Origin of the sequence: Halorubrum trapanicum (genome assembly GCF_002355655.1) — an archaeon.
Lineage (GTDB): Archaea > Halobacteriota > Halobacteria > Halobacteriales > Haloferacaceae > Halorubrum > Halorubrum trapanicum_A.
Genome location: NZ_AP017569.1, coordinates 2,186,776 through 2,202,019, shown reverse-complemented (window position 1 = coordinate 2,202,019; position 15,244 = coordinate 2,186,776). Strand labels below are relative to the sequence as shown.

At 70.5% G+C, this 15,244-nt stretch carries 18 protein-coding genes; 6 read left to right on the top strand and 12 right to left on the bottom strand.

Annotated elements, in window-relative coordinates; all coding sequences use genetic code 11:
- Nucleotide 1: 1 nt before the first annotated feature.
- Nucleotides 2–664: a DUF7384 family protein gene (locus CPZ01_RS10740; RefSeq protein WP_096394926.1), complete on the bottom strand. Its 663-nt coding sequence runs from the start codon at nucleotides 662–664 to the stop codon at nucleotides 2–4.
- 99 nt (nucleotides 665–763) lie between these two features.
- On the opposite strand from CPZ01_RS10740, the gene CPZ01_RS10735 reads away from it, so the two are divergent.
- Nucleotides 764–1,645, top strand: a complete 882-nt coding sequence (locus CPZ01_RS10735) for a carbon-nitrogen hydrolase family protein (RefSeq protein ID WP_096394924.1) — start codon at nucleotides 764–766, stop codon at nucleotides 1,643–1,645.
- Between the two features lie 82 nt (nucleotides 1,646–1,727).
- Complete coding sequence (dpsA, locus tag CPZ01_RS10730) at nucleotides 1,728–2,276, top strand: DNA starvation/stationary phase protection protein DpsA (RefSeq protein WP_004597035.1); 549 nt, start codon at nucleotides 1,728–1,730, stop codon at nucleotides 2,274–2,276.
- A 96-nt stretch (nucleotides 2,277–2,372) separates the two neighbouring features.
- Here the strand turns inward: dpsA and CPZ01_RS10725 are convergent, their stop codons facing one another.
- The 4 genes from CPZ01_RS10725 to CPZ01_RS10710 form a co-directional block, all read right to left on the bottom strand.
- Nucleotides 2,373–2,918: a DUF1684 domain-containing protein gene (locus tag CPZ01_RS10725; protein ID WP_096394912.1), complete on the bottom strand. Its 546-nt coding sequence runs from the start codon at nucleotides 2,916–2,918 to the stop codon at nucleotides 2,373–2,375.
- An 85-nt stretch (nucleotides 2,919–3,003) separates the two neighbouring features.
- Nucleotides 3,004–3,705: a helix-turn-helix domain-containing protein gene (locus tag CPZ01_RS10720; protein ID WP_096394910.1), complete on the bottom strand. Its 702-nt coding sequence runs from the start codon at nucleotides 3,703–3,705 to the stop codon at nucleotides 3,004–3,006.
- 70 nt (nucleotides 3,706–3,775) lie between these two features.
- A complete protein-coding gene (locus tag CPZ01_RS10715; RefSeq protein ID WP_092920202.1) occupies nucleotides 3,776–4,054 on the bottom strand; it encodes a DUF7521 family protein in 279 nt (92 codons plus the stop codon).
- Nucleotides 4,051–4,455, bottom strand: a complete 405-nt coding sequence (locus tag CPZ01_RS10710) for an ArsR/SmtB family transcription factor (RefSeq protein WP_096394908.1) — start codon at nucleotides 4,453–4,455, stop codon at nucleotides 4,051–4,053. Before CPZ01_RS10710 ends, CPZ01_RS10715 begins: the two co-directional genes overlap by 4 nt.
- 172 nt (nucleotides 4,456–4,627) lie before the next feature.
- On the opposite strand from CPZ01_RS10710, the gene CPZ01_RS10705 reads away from it, so the two are divergent.
- From CPZ01_RS10705 to rnhB, 3 genes are all read left to right on the top strand, one after another.
- Complete coding sequence (locus tag CPZ01_RS10705; RefSeq protein WP_096394906.1) at nucleotides 4,628–6,262, top strand: potassium channel family protein; 1,635 nt, start codon at nucleotides 4,628–4,630, stop codon at nucleotides 6,260–6,262.
- 125 nt (nucleotides 6,263–6,387) lie between these two features.
- Nucleotides 6,388–6,759 carry a 30S ribosomal protein S8e gene (locus tag CPZ01_RS10700; protein ID WP_096394904.1) on the top strand — a complete coding sequence of 124 codons (372 nt, stop codon included), beginning with the start codon at nucleotides 6,388–6,390 and terminating at the stop codon, nucleotides 6,757–6,759.
- A gap of 50 nt (nucleotides 6,760–6,809) precedes the next feature.
- On the top strand, nucleotides 6,810–7,523 hold the full coding sequence (rnhB, locus tag CPZ01_RS10695; RefSeq protein WP_096394902.1) for a ribonuclease HII: 714 nt from the start codon (nucleotides 6,810–6,812) through the stop codon (nucleotides 7,521–7,523).
- Nucleotides 7,524–7,554: 31 nt separating this feature from the next.
- Here the strand turns inward: rnhB and CPZ01_RS10690 are convergent, their stop codons facing one another.
- The 6 genes from CPZ01_RS10690 to CPZ01_RS10665 form a co-directional block, all read right to left on the bottom strand.
- Nucleotides 7,555–8,256, bottom strand: a complete 702-nt coding sequence (locus CPZ01_RS10690) for a TMEM165/GDT1 family protein (protein WP_096394900.1) — start codon at nucleotides 8,254–8,256, stop codon at nucleotides 7,555–7,557.
- Nucleotides 8,253–8,957, bottom strand: coding sequence for a metal-dependent transcriptional regulator (locus tag CPZ01_RS10685; RefSeq protein ID WP_096394895.1), 705 nt, complete (start codon nucleotides 8,955–8,957; stop codon nucleotides 8,253–8,255). The genes CPZ01_RS10690 and CPZ01_RS10685 overlap by 4 nt, the downstream gene beginning before the upstream one ends.
- 176 nt (nucleotides 8,958–9,133) lie before the next feature.
- Nucleotides 9,134–10,726, bottom strand: coding sequence for a preprotein translocase subunit SecD (locus CPZ01_RS10680; protein ID WP_096394893.1), 1,593 nt, complete (start codon nucleotides 10,724–10,726; stop codon nucleotides 9,134–9,136).
- A complete protein-coding gene (gene secF, locus CPZ01_RS10675; RefSeq protein WP_096394891.1) occupies nucleotides 10,726–11,607 on the bottom strand; it encodes a protein translocase subunit SecF in 882 nt (293 codons plus the stop codon). Before secF ends, CPZ01_RS10680 begins: the two co-directional genes overlap by 1 nt.
- 71 nt (nucleotides 11,608–11,678) lie before the next feature.
- Complete coding sequence (locus tag CPZ01_RS10670) at nucleotides 11,679–12,149, bottom strand: DUF5812 family protein (protein WP_096394889.1); 471 nt, start codon at nucleotides 12,147–12,149, stop codon at nucleotides 11,679–11,681.
- Between the two features lie 61 nt (nucleotides 12,150–12,210).
- Nucleotides 12,211–12,807: a hypothetical protein gene (locus tag CPZ01_RS10665; protein ID WP_096394887.1), complete on the bottom strand. Its 597-nt coding sequence runs from the start codon at nucleotides 12,805–12,807 to the stop codon at nucleotides 12,211–12,213.
- A 79-nt stretch (nucleotides 12,808–12,886) separates the two neighbouring features.
- Between CPZ01_RS10665 and CPZ01_RS10660 the strand changes: the two genes are divergently transcribed.
- Nucleotides 12,887–13,543, top strand: coding sequence for an undecaprenyl diphosphate synthase family protein (locus CPZ01_RS10660; RefSeq protein WP_096394885.1), 657 nt, complete (start codon nucleotides 12,887–12,889; stop codon nucleotides 13,541–13,543).
- Nucleotides 13,544–13,594: 51 nt separating this feature from the next.
- Here the strand turns inward: CPZ01_RS10660 and CPZ01_RS10655 are convergent, their stop codons facing one another.
- A complete protein-coding gene (locus CPZ01_RS10655; protein ID WP_096394883.1) occupies nucleotides 13,595–14,761 on the bottom strand; it encodes an inorganic phosphate transporter in 1,167 nt (388 codons plus the stop codon).
- Nucleotides 14,762–15,244 lie beyond the last annotated feature (483 nt).

The following is a 15,244-nucleotide window of genomic DNA, read 5'->3' as shown; positions in this document are numbered from 1 at the left end:
TTTATCGGTGCTGGTCCCCGCCGGCGCGGACCGAGTCCATCGTCCGCGGGTCGCGGTCGGGACCGGGGTACGCCCCGCCGACCGCGTCGGGGTACAGCTTCGCGGGGTCGAACACCGTCGCGAACGCCCGCGGCTCCCGGACACTCACGGGGAGTCGGTCGCGGAGTCCGGCCGCGGCCCCCGGCCCTGTCAGCGAGGGGTCGAGGCTCACGACCTGCATCGCGCCGCCGCGGTACGCGGACGCCAGCGCGGGGTGGTCGCCCGGGGGCTGCGCCACCGGCTCGCGCCACGACTCGACCGCCGCGCGCCAGTCGGCCGCAAGACTCGGGTCCGAGAGCCACGCAATCACTGCCTCGGCGTCGTCGAGGAGCGGATCGCTGGCGACGAGCGTCGTCCACGCGTGCGCCCGCAGGGCGTCGAGCGCCTCGCGGGCGTCTCCGCCGACGAGGAGATCCGCCGCGAGCGCGTCGGCGTCGGCGACGACCCGGGCCGGGCTGGGGTCGAGGGGCTCTGCGACCGCGTCTCCGTCGGCAGAGGCGTCGCCGCTGTCGGCGGCGCCCTCGTCCGGCGCCGAGCGCACGTCGTCGAGCGCGCTCCGCACGTCCGCCTCGTCGCGCTCGCCGTCGAGTGCGGCCGCGCGCTCGAACAGGTCGGCGAAGGTCATGCCACACGGTCGGGGCCGCTGGGGTATCGTCCTTGCGGCCGAGGCGTTCTGATTCCCCGACCCCCGGCGTTATTGGTCGCCCGCGACGAACGCGAGGGCGTGAGCGACCGAACCGGCCCCGACCCGACCGTCGCCGTCCCGCAGGTCACCGTCGACGACCTCCGCGTCGACGCGAACGTCGAGCGGTTCCGGCGCCGAGCGGCCGGCCTGTCGAACGGAGTCGACCTCGTCGTCTTCCCGGAGTACGCGCTCACTGGGTTCGCCGCCGACGAGCGGCTTCGGGAGACCGCGCTTCCTCGGGACGCCGCGCGCGAACGGCTCGAATCGATCGCGGCGGCCGCCGACGCGGCCGTGATCGCGGGCTACGCCGAGCGCGACGGGGAGGGCGTGTACAACGCGACCGCGTACGTTCCGCCGCCGGCCCGCGACGCGCGCGGCGGCCCGGACGCGGAGACAGTCGACGGCCCGGACGCGGAGACGAGCGACGGCCCGGGCTCGGCTGCGACCGACGATCGCGGGGGATTGGCCGTCTACCGCAAGCGACACCTGTGGAACGACGAGTCGGAGTGGGTCGAGCCCGGCGGCGAGCGCGTCGTCGTCGAGACGCCCGCCGGGTCGACCGGACTGCTGACCTGCTACGACCTCAACTTCGTCGCGGAGAGCGCGTGGTTCGCCGAGCGCGCGGTCGACGCGCTCGCGGTCGTCGGCGCGTGGCCCGCCGACCACGCCGCGAACTGGCGGCTCCTCTGTCGCGCCCGCGCGCTCGACGGCGTCAGGTGGGTCGTCGCCGCCGGCCGCACCGGGAGCTCCGGCGGCGGGCGGGCGAGCGACGAGGCGACGTACGCCGGCAGCTCCCTCGTCGCCCGCCCGGACGGCGCGGTCGCGGCCGAACTCGGCCGGGAACCGGCGACCCTGACCGAGACGCTCGACCGCGAGACGCTCTCCGCACAGCGGGGTCTGGTAGGCGCCGTCGGCGAATAGCAGAAAATAATTTTGTTAATATGAAAAAGTAGTTTTCTCAGTAGAAACTATTAAGTAGGTCGCGCGCGTACGTAGAGGTGAAATGAGTACCCAGAAGCAGGCCCGTCAGCGATACGGCGACGTTCACGAGAGCGAAGCGCTCCGCGTCCCCGAGGAGAAGGCCGAACAGCTCGTCGACGCGCTCAACAGCGACCTCGCGGCGACGTACGTCCTCTACCACCAGATCAAGAAACACCACTGGCTCGTCGAGGGCGCCGAGTTCCTCGACATCCACGAGTACCTCGGCGAGGTCGCGGCCGACCTCGAAGAGGGCGCCGACGTGCTCGCCGAGCGCGCGCAGGCGCTCGGTGGCGTGCCGCTCTCCGGCGGCGCGAACTACGAGGAGCACGCGCCGGTGACTCCCGAGGACGCCGACGCCTACGACATCCGGACGTCGCTGGAGCACGACCTCGAGATCTTCGGCGACATCACCGAGCAGCTCCGCGAGCACATCCAGCTCGCCAACAACCTCGGCGACTACAACACCGAAGAGCAGCTCCGGGAGATCCTCGAAGACGTCGAGGAACACGGCCACCACATCGAGCACTACCTCGAGGACGACACCCTCGTCACGAGCGAGACGCTCGAGTAAGCCGACCGCGACGGACTGCTTTCGGGCCGTTCCGGAATCCGATTTTCGTGTTTTTCACGCCCCCCAGAGTGGCGACACCGGCGACGCTCCCGCCGCTCAGTCGAGGTCCGGCGTCCGCTCGCCCGCAGGAACGACGATCTCCAGCCAGTTCTCCTCGGGCGGAAGCGGACAGGAGAACGTCTCGCTGTACGCGCAGAAGGGGCTGTACGCGAGGTTGAAGTCGATCGTGACGCTGTCGCCGTCGTCGAGGTCGCGCTCGGGCGCCAGCTCCATGTACCGCCCCTGGTGGTACGTCTGCTGACCGGTCGTCTTGTCGCGGAAGGGGACGAAGATGGCGCCGTCGTCGCCCTCCTGTCGGTAGCCCGCCAAGGTGTGTTTCTCCCCGTCGACCTCGAACGCGAACGTGACGACCCGGAGGTACCGGACCGGGTTGCTCGCGGTCGTCTCCATCTCGACGGGATCGGGGTCGTCGTGGACGGTGACGGTCGCCTCGACGCGGTAGTCCGGATTCGGCGGGAAGTAGTCGAGCCCGTCGAACTCGTCGCGCCGTTCCGGCGGGATCGGCGACTGCGGGTGGTCGGCGAAAAAGTCGTCCTTCTCCCGGCGGTTCGCGCGGAGCCGCTCGGCGTAGTCCTCGCTCATGGCCGGACCGACGAGCGCCGGCGGTTTCAGGGCCGCGGTTCGGGAAGCCGCCGCGGTTCGGTCGTCCGCCCGATCCGCGGCGACCTCAAAGCGCCTGGAGGGCCGCGAGGCAGTCGTCGAGGTCGCGGTTCGACGTGGCCAGCGAGACGCCGTCTACGCGGGCGAGGTCGGCGGCGTGGTCCCACAGGTCCCCGTCTTCGATCCCGTGGAGCACGACCGCGTTCGGCGTCGGGCTCACGACCCGCAGCGCGACGAGCGGCGACTCGCCGCGCGTCACCCGCGTGAACACGAGCGCGCGGTTCGTCGACTGCCCGTACAGCCGGTAGAACTCCTCGCTGGAGAGCCGCGTGATCGCCTGGATCGAATCGATGACGGTGTGGCCGTTCACGTGGTCGTGGTCGCCGCGCACGATCTCCGTCGCGCCCATCGCCTCGTAGAACTCCTCCAGCGGGACCGCCGTCGAGTACTCGCGGAGGTCGTGGACGATGTCGCTCTCGAACCCGGCCGAGAGCACCCGGGCGTGCTGGCGGAGGCGCCCGCCGCCGCGCCGTTCGTCGATGTCGAGGAGTCCCTCGACGGTGCGGCGGACGACGCCGATCCCCGGGCTCTCGCGGCGACCGCTCTCGTAGTCGGAGACGACCGACGAAGAGACGCCGAGCTGCTCGGCCAGCTCCGTCTGCGAGACGTCGAAGTCGGTCCGCCACTTCCGGAGCGTCGCTCCGGGGTCGTCGCTCAGCGTTATCTCGCCGGCGATCCGGCGGGAGAGCTCCTCGCGTGCGTCGCTCATGCCGTGAACGAACGGCCGAGCGCCGCAAAAGGGTACCGTTCGTCGCGCGTCGAACGCCGCTCGGCTGCGTCTATTCCAAGTACAGCGAGTAGACGATGACCGCGAACCCGACCGCCGTGAGGAGGCCGTCGATGGCGATGCCGACCGCCAGGTCGGCGCCGATGATCTGGTGGGAGACGCCGCCCAGCAGCGCCCCGACGGTGACGATGCCGAAGCCGACGCCGAGCTCCCGCAGCGACCGGTCGCCGGTCCGGTCGTACGCGCGGAGCGCGTAGTAGGTGATGCTGCCACCGAGCACCAGGATGGCGGTCTTTGCGACGATGATAGTCAGGTCGATGTAGGGGTTCATGTTTCCTCTCGTAGCTCCGACCACAGGTCGGCAAGTCGCTCGTCTCGGGTCCGCTCCGGCCGAGAGAACTCCACGTCGAACTCGCGGCGGTCCGCGTCGCCGTCGCCGTCGCCGCCGTCGTCGACGGAGACGGTGACGGCGTCGAACGACACCGAGTACCGCGTCGTGTGCTGCCCGTCCCGCCGGATGTCCGTCGACTCGGAGAGCAGAGAGGCGTCGGTGAGCTTCTCCAGCTTCCGGTAGGTCGTCGACAGGGGGATGTCGCACTCCTCGGAGAGCTCGCTCGCGGTCTTCGGCTCGGTGAGCGCCGCGACGATCCGACGGGCCGCGTCGTCGGCCAGCGCGTCGAGCACCTCGTCGACCGACGGCGGCTCCGGGTCTCGCGACGGGTCCCGCACCATGCGTGACGGTTCGGCCCCCGGAACTTAAACCATCGAACTTCGACCCGACGGCCGGACGGTCCGACCAGCAACGCCCGGGCGTCCGGCTAGCGCGCGCGGCCGAGCCGCGGACGCGACGGTCGAGCCGGACGAGTCCACCCGTTTTTGTACGGGCGCGACGTATCGCGGCCCGATGGACACGTGGAAGCGGCGGGTCGTGTTGTACGCGGTCTTTCTCGGCGTCATGCTCACGTTCACCGCCGTCGCCTACCGGTGGGGAATGCGCGTCTTCGAGGACGACCCCCGGACCCTGATCGAGTCGTTCCAGTTCGCGGTCGAGATGTTCACGACGACCGGGTTCGGCGGCGACGCGTCCTCGTGGGGGAGCCAGCAGATGCACGCGTTCGTCGCCGTGATGGATCTCGTCGGAATGATGCTGCTCATCGGCGCGCTCCCGGTGGTGGCGACCCCGCTCCTCGAGTCCGCGTTCGCGACGACCGTCCCCCGGTCGCTGGAGGGCGACACGGAGGGGCACGTCGTGGTCTGTTCCGACACCACGCGCTCCGACGCGCTCTTGGACGAGTTCGAGTCGGAGGCGGTGCCGTACGTGGTCGTCGAGCCCGACCCCGACCGGGCGCTGGCGCTGTACGAGGCCGGACACACGGTGGTCCGGGCCGACCCCGAGACGACCGACGGGCTCTCGAACGCGCGGCTGGCGGACGCGCGCGCCCTGGTCACCGACGTCTCCGACCGGGTGGACGCGAGCATCGTCCTCGCCGCGAAGGAGCTCTCGACGGACGTCCGCGCGATAAGCGTCGTCGAGGACCCGAGTCGCGAGCGGTACCACCGGCTCGCCGGCGCGGACGAGGTGCTCTCCCCGCGGTCGCTGCTCGGCGAGAGCCTCGCCTCGAAGGTGACGACGGCGGTTCGGACCGACCTCAACGAGGCGGTCGCGGTCGGCGACCTGCGGATCGCGGAGATCTCGATCCACCACGGCAGCGGCCTCGCCGGGTCGACGCTCGCCGGGAGCCGGATCGGCGAGCGCACCGGCGTCGACGTGATCGGCGCGTGGTTCAACGGGTCGTTCGAGGCGGCGCCGCCGCCGGACGCGACGCTGTCTGCGGGAACAGTCCTCCTCGTTTCGGGAACCGAGGAGCAAGTGGAGCGGCTCGTCGACCTGACCAACTCGGCGGCCCGCCGGTTCGGCGCGGGCGAGACCGTCGTCGTCGGGTACGGCCAGGTCGGAAAGACCGTCGCGAACGCTCTCGAAGCGGCGGACCTCCCGGTGACCGTCGTCGACCGCGACGGCGGCGAGGCGATCGACGTGGTCGGCGACGCGACCGACCCGGAGACGCTGCGGGAGGCCGGCGTCGCCGACGCGCGAACCGTCGTCCTCACCCTTCCCGACGACACGACGGCCGAGTTCTCGACGCTCGTGGTCCGCGACCTGGCGCCGAACGTGGAGCTGCTCGCGCGGGTCGAAGACCCCGAGAGCGTCCCGAAGATGCACCGCGCCGGCGCCGACTACGTCCTCTCCCTCTCGACGGTGACCGGTCGGATGTCCGCGTCGGCCGTGTTCACGGACCGGGACGTGCTCTCGCTCGACACGCACGTCGAGGTCGTCAGGAGCGAGGCCCCCGCTCTGATCGGCCGGACGATCGGGCAGGCGGCGGTCCGCGAGACCACCGGCTGTACCGTCATCGCCGTCGAGCGCGGGGATGGCCTCGTCACCGACGTGGGCCCGGAGACGCGGATCGAGCGGGGCGACGAGCTCGTCGTCGCCGGCACCGACGAGGGGGTCCGGGCGTTCGAGCGCGCGTTCGCCTGAGCGGGTTCGCTCCGCGGATTCGGCCCGCGCAACCGGTCCGCGTCGCGGCGCTGATCCCGCTCGCGCCGCCGATCCCGCCGGGACGAGTCGAACGCTTCAAGTATTCGCTGGCTGTTCGTACCCGTATGAAAGACCAGGGACGCTCCGCGCGCAAGCGGACCGGCGGCCGACTCAAGCACGCCTCGAACAAGAAGCGCCACCAGCTCGGCCGCGAGCCCGCCGAGACCACGGTCGGCGAGACGCGACTCCAGTACATCGACTCCCGCGGCACGGGGAAGAAGGTCCGAGCGCTCTCGACGAACGTCGCGCAGGTCGCCGACGACGGCGAGGTCAGCGAGGCCGATATCGAGAACGTCGTCGACAACCCCGCGAACGTCAACTACGCCCGCCGGAACATCGTCACGAAGGGCGCCATCATCGAGACGTCCGCCGGCCGCGCCCGCGTCACCTCCCGCCCCGGCCAGACCGGCCAGGTCAGCGCGGTCCTGCTCGACTGAGGCCTCGCCCTTTCTGAAGGTATTTCCCCTCGCACGCCCACCAGCCACGCGTGTACCTCGGCGTCGACGAGGCCGGCAAGGGGCCCGCCTTGGGACCGATGGTCGCGGCCGCGGTGATCGCCGACCCAGCGAGCCTGCCGGCCGGCGTTGACGACTCGAAGCGGATCGCGCCGGCTCGGCGCGAGGAGATCGACGACGAGATCGCGTCGCTCGAGCGGGTCGCCGTCGGCGTCGCCTTCGTCGATCCCGCGGAGATCGACCGACCCGACACGGACATGAACACGCTTACCGTCCGTGGACAGGCACGGGCGGCGCGAATCGCACTTTCCGGGACCGTTGCGACCGATATCGACGAACCGGTCCGCGTCGTCGCGGACGCGGGCGACACCAGCGAGGGGCGGTTCGCGCGGCGCCTCCGCGAGTTCGTCGAGGACGAGGGCGAAAACGACGCCTCAGTGGACGGCGAACCGCTCCCGTCGGTCGACGTGACGGCCGCGCACGGCGCCGACGCGGACGACCCGGTCGTCGGCGCCGCGAGCGTCGTCGCGAAGGTGGCCCGCGACGAGCGGATGGCCGCCATCGACGCGGAGTACGCCGGGTATGGCGACCTCGGGAGCGGCTATCCCAGCGACCCCGCGACGCGGTCGTTCCTCCGCGAGTACGTCGCTGATACGGGCGGTCTCCCCGACTGCGCGCGCGCGTCGTGGGCGACCTGCGACGACGTTCTCGCGGCCGCCGAGCAGTCGGCGCTCGACGAGTTCTGAGCCGGTTCGAGAGCGTCCGCAGCGGGAGCGCTCAGAACAGTCCGGCAACGAGCCCGCCGACCGCCCCGACGAACGTCTCCCACACCGAGAAGCCGGTCGCGATCGCCAGCACGGTGTCCGCGCCGAAGAAGGCGAACAGCAGCGCGGAGCCGAGGTGCGCGAGCCGCATATCGACCCGTCCGGCGAACTTGTGGAAGAAGTACGCGTTCGCGATGCTCACCGGGATGATCGCGAGCATCTCGCCGACCCAGATGGCGGAGGTCGCGCCGTACTGGACGGCCAAGCCGATCGTGACCAGCTGGGTCTTGTCCCCGAACTCCCCGGTCGCGGTGAGCGCGAAGATGGGCAGGAAGCCGCCGAGCGACCCCGAGTATCGGTCGAGCCGCCCCGGCAGCGAGAGGTCGTCGAACGCGGCCATCCCGCCGTCCGTGCGCTCCGCCTCGGGGCTCGTTCCGCGGGGCGGGGCGGAGCGGTACAGGAGCACCGCGAAGAGGAAGAACAGGACCGCGGTCGCGGCGTTGAGCGCGAGCGGCGGCAGCGCCGACTGGAGGGCCTGCCCGAAGGCGATCTCGACGGCGGTCCACCCGGCGAACGCGGAGCCGGCCGCGGCGACGACGATCTTCGGATCGTACTTCGTCGCGAGCCCGGCGATCATCAGCTGGACCTTCTCGCCCGGAAGCACCGCGAGCTGGGCGGCGAACGCGACGACGAGGATCTCGACGTAGCTCGTCATGCGTCGCTCGCCTCCTGCCCGTCGCCGGCGGCGCTCGACTCCGCGGCGCGGCGGACGTACACGCGGTCCGCGACCGCCTCCGGCAGCCCGTGTTCGTCGCCGTCGCTCGTCCGGACGGTGACCAGCCCGAACGAGGCCACGTCGACGACCTCGACGGTCGTGCCCGGGGTGATCCCCGCGTCGACGAGGAACTCCAACACGTCGGGGTCGCGGTCGCTGATGCGGGCGACGGTCCCCCGTTCACCGGGCTCCAGGGCCGCGACGAGCGCGGTGCCGGCGTCCTCCGGCGTCGACAGGTCCGCCGGGGGGATCGGGTCACCGTGCGGGTCGGCGGCGGGGTAGTCGAGGAGGCTCTCGACGCGCCGCGTGAACTCCTCGCTGACGTGGTGTTCGAGCGCGTCGGCCTCGGCGTGGACCTCGGTCGCCTCGTAGTCCAGCTGCTCGGCGAGGAACGCCTCGATGAGCCGGTGCCGGCGCACGACCTCCAGCGCGGCGACCTCGCCGGCGGGCGTGAGCTCGACGCCCTTGTACTTCTCGCGGGAGAGCAGCCCCCGGTCGGAGAGCGTCTCCACCATGCTCGTCACGGTCGCGGGGGTCTTGTCGAGCGCCTCCGCGATCTGCGAGGTGGAGACGGGCGGCCCCGCCCGCGACTCGATCCGATAGATCGCCTTGAGATAATCTTCGACGGCGTCGGTGGGCATAGACGGTTTTGATCGGTCTAAATTAATAGTTTGTCGGGTCGTCGTTCATTTTTTGACTGATCTCTAGCGGCGGCCCATCCGAGATCACGAACAAGAAAAACGGTGTTTTACACGCGAGATAACTGATCGAACGTCGGATTCAGAATAGAACCAGACGGCAGCGAGTCCCGAGCGGTTCAGCGGACCGTCAGCAGGCGGCGCAGGATGTCGCCGTACGCGGGGCGGGTGATCAGCACGCCGATCAGCACGCCGAGGACGGTGAAGATGGCGAACCCGGAGAGGTCCCCGAGCGACAGCACCATCAGTGGCGACATCGCGATGATGGTCGTGGCCGCGGCCGCGCCGATGACCCAGAACGCCTGACGGAAGCGCGAGTTGAACACCGTCCGGGAGCTCACGTCGCCCTCGCTCATCACCTGGTCGGCGATGATGACGAGGTCGTCGACCCCGGTCCCGACCACGGCGATGAAGCCGGCGATCACCGCGAGTTCGAGCGGGTAACCGAGCAGCGCCGCGAACCCGAGCAGGGCGTACACCTCGGCCAGCGCCGTGACGATCATCGGCAGGGCGACCCGCGGTTCCCGGTAGCGGAGGAACACCATCCCGGCGACGGCGAACACCGAGAGCACGCCGATGATCAGCGAGTACGTCCGGAAGTTCTCCCCCTGCGAGGCCGAGATGGACGAGGAGGTCCCCTCGCCGCTGATGTCGAGGTCGGCCGGGAGCGCGCCGGCGCGGAGGTTCAGCGAGATGGTCTGCGCCTCGGTGAACTCGCCGGTCGTGAGCCGGAAGTTCCCCGTTTCAGCCCACGACCCGGCGGCCATGCTGTCGGCCAGGTCGGGGGCCATCCCGAAGGAGTTGACGACCTCGCCGTCGACGACGAGCAGCAGACACGGGTTCGAGTTCTCGAGTTCCCCGGTCTCCGAGTTGTATCCGCATCGGTCCGCCTGGGTTTGGTAGGCGTCGGCGAAGCCGCGCCGCGCCACGGCGTCTTGGAAGGCGTGTGCCGGCGACTGCCCGCTTTCGGCGGTGTTGCGGACGGTAACGGGCACGTACGCTCCGGTGCCGCGGTCGCTCTGCGTCGCGGTCCCGATCTCCTCGAAGTCGTCTTGGATCAGCGCCCCCTCCTGGACCGCGGTGCCGTTCCCGTCGGGGTACGCGATGTCGATCCGAACGGTCCCGCGGTCCTCGAGGAGGTCGATCACTTCCTGCCGGCCCTGCCCCGGCACCTCGACGAGGATGAAGTACTCGCCGGTGATCGACTGGACCTGCTGAACGCTCCCGCCGGAGAGGCCCGCCTCGTTGATCTTCCCTTGGATTATCTCTATCGTCGCCTCTCGCGTCTCCTCGGTGACGCCCGAGCGGATCCCGTCGTACTCGTAGCCGGCGGCGTCCATCGCCGCGCGGAACTGGGACTCGGTCACGGACGGCTCCGTGACCTCCACCGCGCTCTCGTCGGGAACGACGCCGATGTCCCGCGTGGAGGCGTTGTCCAACTCGGCCGCGACCGCCTCCGCGACCGCCTCTGGACTCTCACCCCCGAGCGCCACGTCTGTGGCGGTGTATCCCGACAGCGGCGCGCGGACGCGCGTGCCGCCCGCGAGATCGAGCCCGTACTGGAGGTTCGTGATCCCCTGTTTGGCCTCGCTCGCGCTCTCGCCGGGCGCCGGCTCCGGACCGAACCCGGGGCCGAACAACGTCACCGTCGACCCGATCACGACGAGGACGAGCAGCAGGATCCGCCAGTTCTCCTTGATCGGTTCGAGCATTACCGGGCCACCCCCTCGAACTTGTACCAGCGAAGCAGCGAGACGTTCAACAGGTACGTGTTCATCAGGTCGGCGCACAGCCCGACCGAGAGGATGATCCCGATGTCACGGAGGAGCCCGACGCCGAACACCGAGGCGACGACCGCCATCACGACCATCGCGGCGATGGAGGTGAGCGTCATCGTCACCCCGGTCCGCATCGCGCGGCTGACCGACTCGTAGAACTCGCCGGTGCGGCGCAGCACGGAGTCGTTCAACAGGATGTCCGAGTCGACGCTGTAGCCGATGATCATCAGCAGCGCCGCGATCGTCCCGAGCGTCATCTGGATACCGAGGAGGTTCATCGCCGCGACCGGTATCACGAGGTCGGAGAACGCGGACGCGACGACCGCGAGCGAGGGAACGAACGTCCGGAACAGCGCGAACACGAGCACGCTCATCCCGAGGAACGCGAGCGCCACGCCGAAGAGGGCGGTACGCGCGGTGTCGCTCGCGAAGCTCGGCGACACCTGGTCGACCGCGGTCGTCGTCAGTCCCGCCGCCTCCGCCTGGTCCTGGAGGTCGCTCGCGAGCCCCTCCGGGTCGTCTTCGGCCGCCTGGAACGTGACGACGACGACGTCGTCGCCGGGGATCGTCCGGACCGCGTCAGGCTCGCGGTCAAACGCTGTCTGAACTTGTTGTTCGACGTTTCCTCCGTCCGCTGCGACTCGCAGCTCGACGCCGCCGGTGAACTCTAGTCCCATGTTCGCCGGCGCACCGGTGGCCACGAACCAGCCGCCGATGATCGCCAATGCGAGGACCAGAAACGCGAGCGGCACCGCCGCGAGCTGCCGGTTCGAGTAGTCGGTGTAGTTGACCTCCGGCACCTCGATCGCTACCATAAATACCGCTTCCTCCGCGGGCGCGAATAAGCCTTCTTATCTGCGAGGCTGCGGCGTCCCGGTCGCCTCCGCTACGGGAGGTATCGGACCGCCACGACGCCGGGCTCCGACCGGATCTCGACGCGGTTCACGCCGAGCCGGGCCGCCCGCGAGAGCGTCCCCTCGCGGTCGTCGATCACGTCGTCGACCGCCGCCTCCGTCTCCGACTCCGGCGGCGTCAGGACATGGACCTCGCCGACGCCCGCGCGCTCCTCGCGGGCGAGCTCCCCGGTGGGCGTCTCGGCGGCGAGCTCGCGCTCGTGGACGGTCGGCGGCTCCGGGCTCTCCTCGATCGACAGCGACCGGCGCTCCGCGACCTCGATCACCTGATAGGTGACCTCCATCGGCGGGTCGGGGGCGACGGTCGCCTCGACGGCGTCGTCGACGTCGAGGCCGGGGTTCGAGCTCAGCGTGTGTACCTGCCCGTCGTGGACGTCCTTCAGCACGGCCGAGTCGCTCTCGACGTGCGTGACGAGGAACGTGCTCTCCTTCTCGTCGGTCATTGCGGCCGGGTAGACGCTCGGGCGACTTCCGGCTTTCGAGCCGCGACGGGCGGGAGGCCGCTCACGTCGACTCGCCGGGGTCGGTCGAGTCGCGGCCGTCGACCGTCTCGTCGTCGACCGCCGCGTCGCCGCCCGGCGTCGCGCCTTCATCCGACCCGCCGCGAAGTCGGAAGTGCGTCGCGAAGACGGCGAGCGCCGCCGCGACGGGCGGGACGAACCCGGCCGGCTGCGGGAGCGCGTACAGCGCGCCGATCACGGCGGAGTCGGTCGGGTCCCTGAGTCCCTCGGGCGCCGAGATGACCATCCCGAGGTATAAAGAGAGCAGGAACAGGAAGCCGGCGACGCCCATCCACCGGTCGTAGGTGGCCGCGACCCGGTCGCCGCGGCGGTGGCGGCGGGCGACGAACAGGATCGGCGCGAGCAGCGGGCCGACGGCGCCGAGCCCGGCGACCACGAACAGCGACCGCGAGAAGAGGAACGTCCCACCGGTCGCCGAGACGGTCTCGCCCATCCAGACGACGAGGGCGAGCGTGACGACGAGCGCGACGAACCCGGCCGCCAGCGCGCCGAGCGCGGCGTACGCGCGCATGGTCCACGACTCGGTCGCGCGGAACGCGTAGGGGATCGCGCCGAACACCCCGCCGTAGCTGTCTGCCATTACCCAAGGTAGGTGCGTCGGCGAATTAAATCCCTCGTCGGCGGGAAGCCATTTATATGCGCGACCGGATCCTCCCCACGTGGGTCTCTACGACGCCTACCTCGCGACGCGCCACCGCCTCCACGACGCCGAGCCGCCGGCGCACGTCGCCTTGGTCCTCACCGAACGCGACCTCCTCGCCGACGGCGCGTTCGACACGCTGTCGTCGGCGATCGGCTGGGCGTTCGAGTACGGCGCGGAGCGCGTCACCGTCTCCGTCTCCGTCCTCGACGGCGCGGTCGCCCCGACGCTCGTCCGGGAGCTGCGCCGCCTCGACGCGCCGGCCGAGACGGTGGTCCGTGGTCCCGACGACGACGGCTCGCCGGAGGCGGCCAGCGACCCCGCGGCGGGCGCCGCCGCTGACGACGACGCCGACGCACCGGTTCGGATCCTGGTCGGCCTCGGCGGCAAGGCGGAGTTCGCCGGCGCGGTCCGCGACCTGGCGAGCGACGTCGCGGCCGGCGAGGTGAGGCCCGAGGCGATCGACGAGACGGACATCGCAGAGCGGCTGCTGTTCCCCGAGGAGCCCGACCTGGTCATCAAGACGGGCGCCGAGCGGCTCTCCGACTTCGCCATCTGGCAGTCGGTGTACGCCGAGCTCTACTTCACCGACGTGAACTGGCGCGACTTCCGCAGGCGGGAGTACCTCCGCGCAGTCTTGGACTTCCAGGACCGACAGCGCCGGTTCGGCAGGTAGCGAGCGCCCCTCGACAGGTAGCGGGCACCGCCCGGCGCCCGCGGAGGCCGCCTACCAGACGAACGCGAAGAGCGCGGTGAACGTCACCAGCGCGCCCACCGTCGAGAGGATCGGCACGACGTTTTGCATCAGCACGACCCGCGCGCTCGTGGCCGGATTGAACAGGTCCGACGCCGAGGGGACATCGCTCGCGTCGCCCTCGCCGATCTCCGGCATCTCGTCGGCCGCGAGCGCGCCGACCGAGACCGTCGGCTCCTTCTCGCCGCTGATCCCCTGTCGCACGGTCACCGTGCGGGTCGCGCGGCCCCAGCCGAGCCCGACGATCGACATCGTCGCGATGATCACGAACGAGGCGGGGATGCCGACCGCCGAGAGGCTGATGACGATCCCCGAGGAGACGACCGCGACGACGATGGCGGCCGTCAGCGGGAGGTCGGTGATGTCGTTGCCGAGCGTGTCGAGCGTCCGGCGGGCGATGGTGAACGCGCCGACCGCGACCGCCGCGCTTCCGAGGAGGATCATCGGCGTCATCTCCACGCCGTCGAGCGCGACGAGCGGCGCGATGGCGTTCGCGATGTTCGAGGTGCCCGAGGAGAACGCCATCAGGCAGCCGATGGCGATGACGACGACCCCGCCCGTCAGCTCCCGGCGCGTCGTGTTCGGGCCGAGGACCGGCCGCGGAATGAGCCCGGAGCGGTCGAGCTCGAACAGCGCGCCCTCCGTGCTTTCGATCGCCACCCAGCGGTCGATCGCCGAGTAGAAGTAGCGACCGACGACGCCGGACACCCAGAACCCGATGATCGGCGCGACGAGCCACCAGATCGCGATCTCGCCCATCACCGCCCAGTCGAGGGTGTCCGTCGCGATGCCCAGCCCCGCGATGGCGCCGACCGCCGTCATCGACGTCGACGCCGGCACGCCGGCGAAGTTGCCGACGAACAGCGCGCCGCCGATGAAGAAGAGGACGATGATGCTCGTCTCCAGCGTGAACACGTTCGCGCCGGTGACGAGGTCCTCGCCCAGCGTCGTCACCACGCGCTGGCCCAGCGTCCCGGCGCCGACGAAGAAGAACACCGACATCAGCGCCGCCGCGCCCGCCTTCGACAACACGTCCGCGCCGACGGCCGGCCCGAACGCAGGCCCCGTCGTCGCCCCACCGATGTTGTATCCGACGAACGCCGCCACCGCGATCCCGACGAGGAGAAGAATCTCGACCATATACGCGAACAGAGGACGCACGCGCTGTTAAACGGACGGGGTCTGTCCGCGTCAGCGCCGCCCGCCCGACGTTTGCGCCGCGGTCACGAGCGGCACGGCCGCGAACGCGGACGGTATTTAAATGGCACTGTGACCCGGTGTGAGATAGTTATAAATGAACGTGGCGGTGGCGCGTGCCTGCGAGGCCGCCCTGCGGCCGAGCAGCACGCGCGAGGGAGTCGCTGGCTCCCGGAGCGAAGCGGAGGGTGCCAGCGACGAGGTTGGGGAGGTGTGAGGTGCTGTGCGGTGCTGGGCGGGGTGGGACTCAAAGGGGCAGCCGCGAGGCGGGCGCAGACGATGCAAGCACCGCAACGAGGGAGCGGTAGCGACCGAGTGAGGAGCGTGGTTCGAGAGAGCAAAGCTCTCTCGTCATCCCGAAAATCTCTGATTTTCGGGCGACAGCGAGTGTGCGTCCGCCTCGCGGCTGGGGCTTTGGAGGTGTGT

Bases quoted from the DNA above. Each gene is read 5' to 3' on its own strand.
- CPZ01_RS10740 (WP_096394926.1), bottom strand. From the start codon at position 664: ATGACCTTCGCCGACCTGTTCGAGCGCGCGGCCGCACTCGACGGCGAG.
- dpsA (WP_004597035.1), top strand. From the start codon at position 1,728: ATGAGTACCCAGAAGCAGGCCCGTCAGCGATACGGCGACGTTCACGAG.
- CPZ01_RS10725 (WP_096394912.1), bottom strand. From the start codon at position 2,918: ATGAGCGAGGACTACGCCGAGCGGCTCCGCGCGAACCGCCGGGAGAAG.
- CPZ01_RS10720 (WP_096394910.1), bottom strand. From the start codon at position 3,705: ATGAGCGACGCACGCGAGGAGCTCTCCCGCCGGATCGCCGGCGAGATA.
- CPZ01_RS10715 (WP_092920202.1), bottom strand. From the start codon at position 4,054: ATGAACCCCTACATCGACCTGACTATCATCGTCGCAAAGACCGCCATC.
- CPZ01_RS10710 (WP_096394908.1), bottom strand. From the start codon at position 4,455: ATGGTGCGGGACCCGTCGCGAGACCCGGAGCCGCCGTCGGTCGACGAG.
- CPZ01_RS10705 (WP_096394906.1), top strand. From the start codon at position 4,628: ATGGACACGTGGAAGCGGCGGGTCGTGTTGTACGCGGTCTTTCTCGGC.
- CPZ01_RS10700 (WP_096394904.1), top strand. From the start codon at position 6,388: ATGAAAGACCAGGGACGCTCCGCGCGCAAGCGGACCGGCGGCCGACTC.
- CPZ01_RS10690 (WP_096394900.1), bottom strand. From the start codon at position 8,256: ATGACGAGCTACGTCGAGATCCTCGTCGTCGCGTTCGCCGCCCAGCTC.
- CPZ01_RS10685 (WP_096394895.1), bottom strand. From the start codon at position 8,957: ATGCCCACCGACGCCGTCGAAGATTATCTCAAGGCGATCTATCGGATC.
- CPZ01_RS10680 (WP_096394893.1), bottom strand. From the start codon at position 10,726: ATGCTCGAACCGATCAAGGAGAACTGGCGGATCCTGCTGCTCGTCCTC.
- secF (WP_096394891.1), bottom strand. From the start codon at position 11,607: ATGGTAGCGATCGAGGTGCCGGAGGTCAACTACACCGACTACTCGAAC.
- CPZ01_RS10670 (WP_096394889.1), bottom strand. From the start codon at position 12,149: ATGACCGACGAGAAGGAGAGCACGTTCCTCGTCACGCACGTCGAGAGC.
- CPZ01_RS10665 (WP_096394887.1), bottom strand. From the start codon at position 12,807: ATGGCAGACAGCTACGGCGGGGTGTTCGGCGCGATCCCCTACGCGTTC.
- CPZ01_RS10655 (WP_096394883.1), bottom strand. From the start codon at position 14,761: ATGGTCGAGATTCTTCTCCTCGTCGGGATCGCGGTGGCGGCGTTCGTC.